The 10005-nt window shown below is 60.0% G+C and carries 7 protein-coding genes and 2 pseudogenes; 8 read left to right on the forward strand and 1 reads right to left on the reverse strand.

Annotation, left to right across the window (positions count from 1 at the left end; translation table 11 throughout):
- Positions 1-451 precede the first annotated feature (451 nt).
- The 8 genes and pseudogenes from RMP10_RS17310 to RMP10_RS23440 form a co-directional block, all read left to right on the forward strand.
- Positions 452-889, forward strand: a complete 438-nt coding sequence (locus RMP10_RS17310; protein ID WP_310571407.1) for a hypothetical protein — start codon at positions 452-454, stop codon at positions 887-889.
- 99 nt (positions 890-988) lie between these two features.
- The gene (locus tag RMP10_RS17315; RefSeq protein ID WP_310571408.1) at positions 989-1366 is read left to right on the forward strand and encodes a helix-turn-helix domain-containing protein; all 378 of its coding nucleotides are present in this window, start codon (positions 989-991) and stop codon (positions 1364-1366) included.
- Positions 1367-1927: 561 nt separating this feature from the next.
- Complete coding sequence (locus RMP10_RS17320; RefSeq protein WP_345785815.1) at positions 1928-5125, forward strand: helicase-related protein; 3198 nt, start codon at positions 1928-1930, stop codon at positions 5123-5125.
- Entirely contained in the window at positions 5122-5877 is a 756-nt protein-coding gene (locus RMP10_RS17325) for a DUF4391 domain-containing protein (protein WP_310571410.1), read from the forward strand. The genes RMP10_RS17320 and RMP10_RS17325 overlap by 4 nt, the downstream gene beginning before the upstream one ends.
- Positions 5878-5891: 14 nt before the next feature.
- Positions 5892-7793 (forward strand): site-specific DNA-methyltransferase, encoded by a 1902-nt coding sequence (locus RMP10_RS17330; protein WP_310571411.1) that lies wholly within the window; start codon positions 5892-5894, stop codon positions 7791-7793.
- Between the two features lie 2 nt (positions 7794-7795).
- On the forward strand, positions 7796-8437 hold the full coding sequence (locus RMP10_RS17335) for a DUF4433 domain-containing protein (RefSeq protein ID WP_345785818.1): 642 nt from the start codon (positions 7796-7798) through the stop codon (positions 8435-8437).
- A 17-nt stretch (positions 8438-8454) separates the two neighbouring features.
- Entirely contained in the window at positions 8455-9519 is a 1065-nt protein-coding gene (locus RMP10_RS17340) for a macro domain-containing protein (protein WP_310571413.1), read from the forward strand.
- A pseudogene (locus tag RMP10_RS23440) lies at positions 9516-9866 on the forward strand (restriction endonuclease subunit R); the annotation flags it as partial. The gene RMP10_RS17340 and the pseudogene RMP10_RS23440, both read left to right, overlap by 4 nt.
- A gap of 5 nt (positions 9867-9871) precedes the next feature.
- Here RMP10_RS23440 and RMP10_RS17345 read toward each other — a convergent pair.
- A pseudogene (locus RMP10_RS17345) lies at positions 9872-10005 on the reverse strand (IS30 family transposase); the annotation flags it as partial.

Genomic DNA, 10005 nt, shown 5'->3' on the forward strand with positions numbered 1-10005 from the left:
GAGTCCGTCAACTGCTCGGAATGCCTAGGCTGAACTGCATCAGTCCACCCTAGCCCAGAGTGACATGGAAAAGACCGTAGCCCCTCTCGTGAAATTCCTCACCGAACGCGATGTCGCGGCGCTGACGGGCACCGCCCGCTCAACGCTCTCGAAGATGCGCCTTCGTGGCGACGGGCCGCCCTTTGTGCGCGTCGGAGTCTCTGTCCGCTACCCGGAAGACGCACTACGCGAGTGGCAGTCCGCGCTCCCCCGCCGCAGATCGACCTCAGAGCAGTGACACGGCTTTGCCCCGCACGAAGGCCGTAGACGCCTTGCCAACTGCCCCACCGCCTGACCTACAACCATCCGGCGCTCTGCACGATCCGACCACCGTGGCCCCATCCAACAGGAACCCACGGCCTGATCCGAAGCGCCTCAATGCCTACTCCACCGTGCACTTGTAGCCCGAGCTATGCCCAAGATCAAACGAACGAGGGTCACCCAGCCGATCGGCAGCGACAACCAGCGGCCCCTCCGACGCGCCCTCATCCGGGAATCAGCCCGCTGGATCGCACAGCGTCGGTGGCACACCTTCGCCACCCTGACGTTCGAGACCGAGGTAGACGAGCCTGCAGCCGCGAAAGAGTTCGAGCGCTACGTGCGACGATTGGAGCAACGCTCCCTCGGACGGGTCAGCTACTTCGCCGTCGCTGCGAAGAGCCCTGTGTTCGGCCGGGTCCACCTACATGCCGTACTGGGGTTCACGCGGCAGCCTCCCGCCATCGCGTATCGGAAAGCGTGGCTCGCTGGGCTGGCCAAGATCAACTGTTATGAAGAAGAGCGTGGCGGCTACCAGTACATCGCCACCCACGTCACGATCCCGGGAGCAGAGATCCTGCTCTGCCCATAAAACATCCGGCCGCAAAGGTGCGACAGAATGCCACGAAATAGGACAGGCGAGCGAGACATCGAGGAAGCCCCGCGCACCATTGACCCCATCCAGCTGACGGTGCTCGAAGCGCTGCTGGCCGGTCGCAGCATCACTGACGCGGCGGCGGCCGTCGGGGTCAGCAGGACAACGGTCCACCGCTGGCTCAAGGATGACTACCTCTTCCGGGCGGAAGTGAATGCTTCACGGCACGCCCTGCGACAGACGGCGCTCGCACGCCTCGACGCTCTTTGTGAGCGCTCGATCGAAGTACTGCGAGGAGCGCTGGATCAGGCCAGCGACACTCGCGTTGCGTTTGAGGTTCTGAAGGGCTGCGGTGTCTTGGGCGGTGACCGGGCTATCGGTACGTCGGACGCCGACCTCCTCGAATCGGAGGAGCACTCTGACACCAAGGAGCGGAAGGCCCGAATCCGAGATAGGGCGCTTTTCAGCCTCTGACCAACGGCACGAACGGAAATTGGTTGCTCTACCGATCGAGGTAACTGGGAGCGATCATATTCCGGAGTACCTGCGCTTGCCGCATCTGTCCCGCCGACCCATCACCGCCAGAATGAGCGACACCCCCCAATGCTTGAACAAGCCTTCCTGAACATCGACGACGTCCTCTGAAAGGAGGCCGGCTGCACGACTTGTTGCAGGACCAGCGGTCCGACGGAAACGGATAGCCTCAAGCATAAACGCGTACCTAGACGAGGAAACGGAATGGAGGCGTGGGCAGCTTCCTACTCCTAGCTGCGCCGAAGTAGGTGGCCAGCACTGTCCGAGCTGCTGATGGCCTCGCTTCGCAGCACCGCGATGGACGCCGTACAGTCGCCGCGACCCATCGTACTTGCTGGGTTTCGACCGTGCCATCAATGGCTGTGGCCACAGGACGAGGTCGGCAGGCGAGGGGTGCGTCCCACGCTTCGTTCCCGTGGGAAGCTCCGATAACTCGTGCGAATGTCGGACTGTACGGTTATCGTCACCTTCCCGTCCATTCGTCCTCGCCACAGCCGTTAAATGCGCTTCGTCCAGAATTCGGGAACTGACCGCGTCATCGATCTGCTTCGCGCCACTCTGGGCACCGCACAAGAGCTGGACTGCGTTTCGCCGAGTTTTTCTTTGTTCGCGTACGCCGAGCTGATGCGTGACCTGGGCGGGTTGAATCAGACCCGGCTGATCCTGCCGGTGGACGACGACCGGCTGGACCTCTTGGGACGCGAAGGCGACCGGGCTGCCCGGAACCGCCTCCAAGCACGCTGGCTGGCCCGCCAGTGCGCCAAATGGGTGCAGCAGGGGGTCGAGTTGCGGCGCGCGGCCGGAACGGTCCCCCAGGGCGCCGTGGTGCTCCGGGACAGCCAGGGTACCCCCCTGCAGATCGTAGTGGGCTCCCTGGCCCTGAGCTCCGATGGCCTCGGGGTCGCCCCCGGCAACCCGATGTCGCTGATCCAAGCTTCGGAATCCCTCGAAGAAGCCGGGCGTCTGTCCGCTTGGTTCGAACAGCAATGGGCAACCCTGCCAGCGAGCCCCGAGGCGAGAGGTCAGTTCGTAGAGCGCCTGCAGTCACTGGCAGCTCATCGCGACGCGCGGAGCATTTACGCGATCACATTGAACGCGCTCTTCGGCGCGCGCGAAGACGCGCTCGATGAAGAGCAAATCGTCAAGTCGGCGACCGGAATACGGGACACGGTCGTGTGGAAGAAGCTGTACAAGTTCCAACGCGATGGCGTTGTTGGCGCTATCGACAAGCTGAATCGTTTCGGCGGCTGCATCATCGCCGACAGCGTGGGACTTGGAAAGACGTTCGAGGCGTTGGCGATCATCAAGTACCACGAGCTTCGAAACGACCGCGTGCTGGTGCTCGTGCCGAAGCGGCTCCGCGACAACTGGACCCTGTTCAAGGCGAACGACCGACGCAACATGCTGTCAGCCGACCGCTTCAACTACGACGTCTTGAATCACACGGACCTCGGTCGCGACGGTGGCTCGTCGGGGGACATTGATCTCAAGAACGTCAACTGGGGCAACTACGATCTCGTAGTCATTGACGAGTCGCACAACTTCCGTAACAAGAAGACCCCGCGAGCCGGGAGCGAGACCCGCTACGACCGCTTGATGCGCAAGATCATCAAGGAAGGCGTCAAAACACGCGTACTCATGCTGTCGGCAACGCCGGTCAACAACCGTCTGGCCGACCTGCGCAATCAGATCGCGTTTGCGACAGAGGGCGACGACACGGCACTCGCCGATCACGGCATTGGCAGCATCGACGCGACCACGCGCCTCGCACAGAAGCAGTTCAACCGCTGGCTCGATCTGGACGCGAAGGAGCGCACGCCGTCTCGCCTCATCGAGATGCTGGGCTTCGACTACTTCACGCTGCTCGATCTGCTCACCATCGCGCGTTCACGGAAGCATATCGAGAAGTACTACGGCATCTCGGAGACAGGGCGGTTTCCCCAGCGACTCAAGCCGATCAATATCAAGGCCGATGTCGACCAGGCTGGTGCGTTCCCATCCATTCGGGACATTAACCTAGAGATTCGCCGTCTCAAGCTCGCGGCGTATGCGCCGTTGCGGTACGTGCTGCCGCATAGACAGGCCGCGTACGATGCGAAGTACAGCACCGAGGTCACTGGGGGCAAGGGCTTCTTTCGGCAAGCGGATCGCGAAGAGAGCCTCACGCACCTGCTACGCGTAAACGTATTGAAGCGCATGGAGAGCGCGGTGTCCTCGTTTGCACTGACCGTCGAACGTCAACTGCGGGACGTGGACGGGACACTGAAGCAGATCGAAGCTCATGTCGAGTCGCTCGAAGAAGTGGAAATCGAGGATGTCGACCTCGATGACCCCACCTTCGAGAACCTGCTGGTCGGGCGCAAAGTGAAGGTGCTGCTCAAGGACGTAGACATCATCCGCTGGAAGCAGGACCTCACCGAAGATCGCAACCGCCTGGCCACGCTACTATCCGCCGCGCGTGAGGTGGGGAACGCGCGCGACATCAAGCTCGCCAAGCTGCGCGAAATGATCGAGGAGAAGTGTCGACATCCCATCAACGCAGGCAATCGGAAGATCATCGTCTTCACTGCGTTCGCTGATACTGCGCGTTATCTGTACGACGACATCGCCGTGTGGGCGAAGGCGACGCTCGGCGTCGAGACTGCGCTGGTGACTGGCACGGGTACCAACCAGACAACTGTCGTTGGCCTCCGACGCGATCTTGCCTCCCTGCTCACGGCCTTCGCGCCGCGTGCAAAGGAGCGTCCCGAGGAGTTCGCGAGCGAAGGCACTATCGACTTGCTGATCGCGACCGACTGTATCTCTGAAGGTCAGAACCTTCAGGACTGCGACTGGTTGATCAACTATGACATTCACTGGAATCCGGTGCGCATCATCCAGCGCTTCGGCCGCATTGATCGTATCGGCTCACCGAATGAGCACATCCAGCTCGTGAACTTCTGGCCTAACATCGAGCTAGAGGAGTACATCGGCTTGGAGCAACGCGTGAGTGGCCGAATGGTACTCCTGGACATCTCGGCGACCGGCGAGGAGAACCTGATTGAGCAGGAATCAGGCAATCCCATGAACGATCTGGAGTACCGACGTACGCAGTTGCTCAAGCTTCAAGACGCCGTCATCGATCTCGAAGACTTGTCGACGGGTGTGTCCATCGCCGACCTGACTCTCACAGACTTCCGAATCGACTTGGCGGAGTACCTACGAGAGAACGGGGAGGCGCTCGACGCCGCGCCTCTGGGGGCATTCGCGGTAACTACCGCCAGTGAAGCCGAGACACCACCAGGAATAGTCTTCTGCTTGCGGGCAGAAGGCGCGGCCGCCGGCCGCGCGTTCGAGCCGGGATACCCCCTCGCTCCGCACTACTTGGTTCATGTAGCCGAAGGGGGGGACGTGTTGCTCCCGTTCCCGCAGGCGAAGCGCATCCTTGATCGCCTCAAGCGTATGTGTGTGGGGCGTGACCTACCAGATGCGGCCGCGTGCGCGCGGTTTGACAAGTCGACGAAGAACGGCGAACAGATGGGCCACGCGCAAAGTCTCTTGGCGGCGGCTGTCGCATCCGTGGTAGGGAAGACGGAGGAGCGGGCTGTGGCCAGCCTGTTCTCTCCCGGAGGCACGCACGCGCTAAAGGGTGAGTTTGCTGGTATGGCCGATTTCGAGGTGGTGGCGTTCCTTGTCGTCCTCCCCGCTGAACCCTCGTGACCACCGACCAGCTCAAGGCCGCGCTCCAGCTACCGGCCGGCTGCCAGGTGGGCAAGCGAGTCCCGAAGAAGCTGCTGGTCGAAAATGGCGCGCCCACCGCCGCCGACAAGCGACGGATCAACGAGGGGGTTGAGGACTTGTACTGGGTCGCGACCCTCAAGCCGACCACGGTCGGTGTCCCGGCGTTTCGCGATGACGTGCGAGAATACCTTGAGATCGCCGTGATGAGCGCGTCCTTGCGTGATGAAGCTGACGCGACGCGCGTCGTGGAGTTGATCCACCGCGCGATCCCGTACCCGGTACTCTTGCTGACCGAGCAGTCCGAGCGCAGGATGCGACCGGAACTGTCCGCGACGCACAAACGCTGGTCACAGAGCGAAACAGGAATGACGGTTCTGGACGGCGACGTGGTGGCCGCCGAATGGGACGACGAACGATGGCCACGAGCGGGCGACGCGTTCGCGTTGAGCAAACAGCCGCGCGCATCTCTGTACGTTCTCTATCAGGGCTGGATCGATGCCCTGCTGGCGCTGCAAGCCGCGCACGTCACCGGGACGTTTCGGCTTGCCGCAAGCGCGGCGCACGCTGCCCTGCGGCGGAGTGCTCTGAAGGACCTTGTCTTGCTCGACGCAGAGGCCACTGGTTTGCGAGCCAACGCTGCAAAGCAGAAGCAGATGTCTCGGCGCGTCGAACTGAATCAGGAACTCAAGCGCGTCGAGGCGGCGTTAGCGGCCGCTCGCGCAAACCTTTAAAGCACGAGAACAGGATGCAGGCATTGACCTTCAACGATTCCGAGACGAAGTCACCCGATCTCATCGACGCGAACCTGGCCGCACTCCGAGCGCTCTTCCCCGAGCTCGTTACAGAGGGGTCTAAAGGTGTCGAAGTAAATCTCGATGTGCTCAAGCAGCTCGTCGGCGATCAGACGATCACTGATGCTGAGGAGAAGTACGGGCTCACTTGGCACGGCAAGCGGCGCGCGCGTCAACTTGCCCTCACGCCTTCCACGGGCACTCTGAGACCGTGTCCTGAGCAGAGCGTAGACTGGGAGTCCACCAAGCACCTAATGATCGAGGGGGACAACCTCGAGGTGCTAAAGCTCCTACAAAAGTCGTACGCCGGAAAGGTGAAGCTCGTGTATATCGACCCGCCCTATAACACAGGCGGGGACTTCGTTTATCCCGACACTTTTCAGGACAGCATCAAGAACTATCTGGAGGTGACCGGTCAGACGGGAAAAGATGGGAAGAAGCTCTCGTCCAATACCGAAGCTTCCGGCCGCTATCACACCGATTGGCTGAACATGATGTACCCACGACTGAAGCTCGCGAGAAATCTGATGAGCGAGGAAGGCGTGATTTTCATCAGTATCGATGACAACGAGGTCCACAATCTCGGGAAGCTCTGCGACGAAATCTTTGGTGAAGAAAATTTCGTCAGCTCGATCATCTGGGAGAAACGATATAGCCCGCAAAATGCAGTTCAATGGTTCTCGGAAGCCCATGACTTCATCTTAGTCTACGCCAAGAGCAAGGCTCTATGGCATCCCAATCTTTTGGAGCGTTCGGACGAGATGAACGCGAGATATAAGAATATCGATGGTGACCCGCGTGGTGACTGGAAGTCCGAGAATGCCACCGCTCAAGCTGGCCACGGAACGGCATCGCAGTTCTACGAACTAACTGCCCCGAATGGGCGGACATTCTTACCACCAAATGGTCGCTGCTGGGTTTATACCAAACAACGAATGGAAGAGATGATTGCCGACAACCGAGTATGGTTCGGCAGTGCAGGGAATGGTGCCCCATCCATCAAGCGATTCATCTCAGATGTTAAGGATGGCGTTGCCTGCCAAACCATTTGGAAGTACGAAGAAGTTGGCCACAATCAGGAAGGGAAAAAGGAGATTAAAACTCTCTTCCCAGAGTCGATTCCCTTTGATACGCCGAAACCAACACGACTTCTTCGACGGATTCTCGAGCTTGCCACTCGCAAAGACGAAGACCACGTCGTGCTTGATTTCTTTGGAGGGAGCGGAACGACTGCCCATGCTCTTCTGAGTCAGAACACGGCTGACGGAGGCAATCGACGTTTCATTATGGTCCAACTGCCCGAGCCAACAGATAGCGCGGATTACCCGACCATTGCAAACGTCACTGAGGAACGTCTGCGAAGGGCCGCAAAGACCATTCGTGTCGAAAACCCGCTATTTTCGGGAGACCTGGGCTTCCGCGTCTTCAAGCTGGCAAGCAGCAACATGCGTGCGTGGGAACCAGACGACGAGAACATGGCCGACACTCTGCAAGCGTCCATTGAGCACCTCAAGTCTGATCGTACGGAGCATGATATCCTTTTCGAGTTGCTGCTCAAGCTCGGACTTGATCTTTGCGTAGCTATTGAGGCAAAGATGGTAACGGGATCTGGTTCAACTGCGCATGAAGTTCATTCGATCGGCGGAGGCTCGCTGCTTGTGTGCCTGTCGCGTTCGATCCCGCAGGCAGACGTCGAGGCGCTGGCTGAGTTTATCGTGGGCTGGCAAAAGGCATTACAGCCTGCCGGTGAAAGCACACTCATCTTCCGCGACAGCGCTTTCTTTGACGATGTCGCCAAGACGAATTTGGCCGCTATCCTCAATCAGAACGGCTTAACGAACGTCCGGAGCCTTTGATGGTGACGGTCCCTGCGCAGCCCAAGATCTATCACATTTGCCATGTTGACCGGCTGCCTTCCATCGTTAGCGATGAAAGCCTGTGGTGCGACGCCGAGATGGTTCGGCGAGCGCCGTTAGGGACTGTTATCGGGATGAACAGCATCAAGCACCGGCGGCTCAATGAGCTCAGTCTCACGAGTCATCCTGATCTTCGGGTTGGAGCGTGCGTGCCTTTCTACTTCTGCCCACGCTCGGTCATGCTCTACCTCATCCATCAGGCGAATCATCCCGAGCTAGCGTACCGGGGTGGACAGGGAGCGATCATTCACCTTGAGGCGGATCTTCGGGCGACTGTTGCGTGGGCCGACGCGAAGGCCCGACGATGGGCGTTCACACTCTCGAACGCTGGCGCGCGATACTTCGAAGACCGAGCAGACCTCGAACAGCTTGGCGACGTCGAATGGGAGGCAGTGGGCGCTCGCGATTGGCGGCTGTGCAAGGAAGGCAAGCAGGCAGAGTTTCTGTTGGAGCATAGCTTTCCGTGGCATCTTGTTGAGCGCGTCGGCGTGCTGACGCGTGCCGTCCATCATAGTGTGGTCACTGCTCTGCCCGTTGGCGGACATCGACCGCTAGTTGAGATCCTACCAGCTTGGTACTACTGATGACGGATAAGGCACCGATGATAGAGTACACACGTGGCGACATCCTCAAAGATGACGCAGAAGCACTCGTTAACACCGTGAATTGCGTCGGGGTGATGGGGCGCGGCATTGCCTTGCAATTCAAGAAGGCGTGGCCGGAAAACTTCAAGGCGTACGAAGCCGCATGTAGGCGTGAAGAAGTGCAGCCTGGTCGCATGTTCGTGTTCGAGACCGGCCAACTCACGTTCCCGCGATACATCGTCAACTTCCCCACGAAGCGGCATTGGCGCGGCGCTAGCCGGGTCGAGGATATCGAGGCGGGACTCACGGCGCTCGTCGACTTTATCAAGGCGAAGGACATCCGGAGCATCGCGATTCCACCGCTCGGAAGTGGGCTGGGCGGGCTCGACTGGGCCGAAGTTCGCCCGTTGATCGAGGCGGCATTCGCACCGCTCCGGTCCGTGAAGGCCCGGGTCTACGAACCGAAGGGCGCACCTGAGTCAGAGCGGATGGTGAGCAATCGCGAGGTTCCGCGTATGACTGCCGGTCGTGCGGCCTTGGTCGGTCTGATGAGGCGATACCTCGGCGGGTTACTGGACCCGTCCATCAGCCTACTTGAAGTGCACAAGCTGATGTACTTCATGCAGGAGGCGGGTGAACCGCTCCGACTCAAGTACGTCGCGGCGCAGTATGGTCCCTACGCGGAGAATCTTCGACATGTTTTGCATGCCGTCGAGGGTCATCTCATCAGCGGATACGCGGATGGAGGCGACGCGCCAGAGAAGCCGCTCGCGCTGGTGCCCGGCGCAGACCGCGATGCAGACACGTTTCTCGAAGCGCATACGGACACCCAACAGCGGTTTGCGCGCGTCGCCGAGCTTGTGGAAGGCTTCGAGTCGCCGTTCGGAATGGAGTTGTTGTCGACGGTGCATTGGATTCTCGCGCGTCAGCCGCACACGGTTCGCGTTGAGGACGTAATTGAACGCACCTACGCGTGGAACGCGGGCAAGCGTCAGTTCACACCTCGACAGATCGGCATCGCCGTTGATGTGCTGCGGGCCAAGGGGTGGTCCGCCTCTACCGAAGGCGCAGCGCTCGTATGAAGCTGCATTTCGAGCCAGATCTCGACTTCCAACTCAGCGCAATCGAGGCAGTCTGCGATCTGTTTCGCGGTCAGGAGACTTGCCGCACCGAGTTCACCGTCACGCGCGATACTGCGAGCGCGCAGATCAATCTCGCTGTCGCTGACAGTGATCTTGGTATCGGCAACCGTCTCATGTTGCTCGACGACGAGATTCAGAAGAACCTCGCCGACATCCAGCTACGCCACGGTCTGCGCCCTTCAGGCGCACTGGCGTCCGGTGATTTCACAGTCGAAATGGAAACGGGCACGGGCAAGACCTACGTCTACTTGCGTTCGATCTTTGAGTTAAACAAGCGCTATGGGTGGCGGATTCAACGAGTCGGTGCAACGCTCTCAGCGAAGATAGCTGCCGGCGTGCGGAAGCCGAGGGTTTTTCGCGGACGCGTATTCACTTCGTGGGCGACCCGATCGAGATCGCGTTGGGTATACGCGGACAAATCAGTGC

This window comes from Gemmatimonas sp., assembly GCF_031426495.1.
Lineage (GTDB): Bacteria > Gemmatimonadota > Gemmatimonadetes > Gemmatimonadales > Gemmatimonadaceae > Gemmatimonas.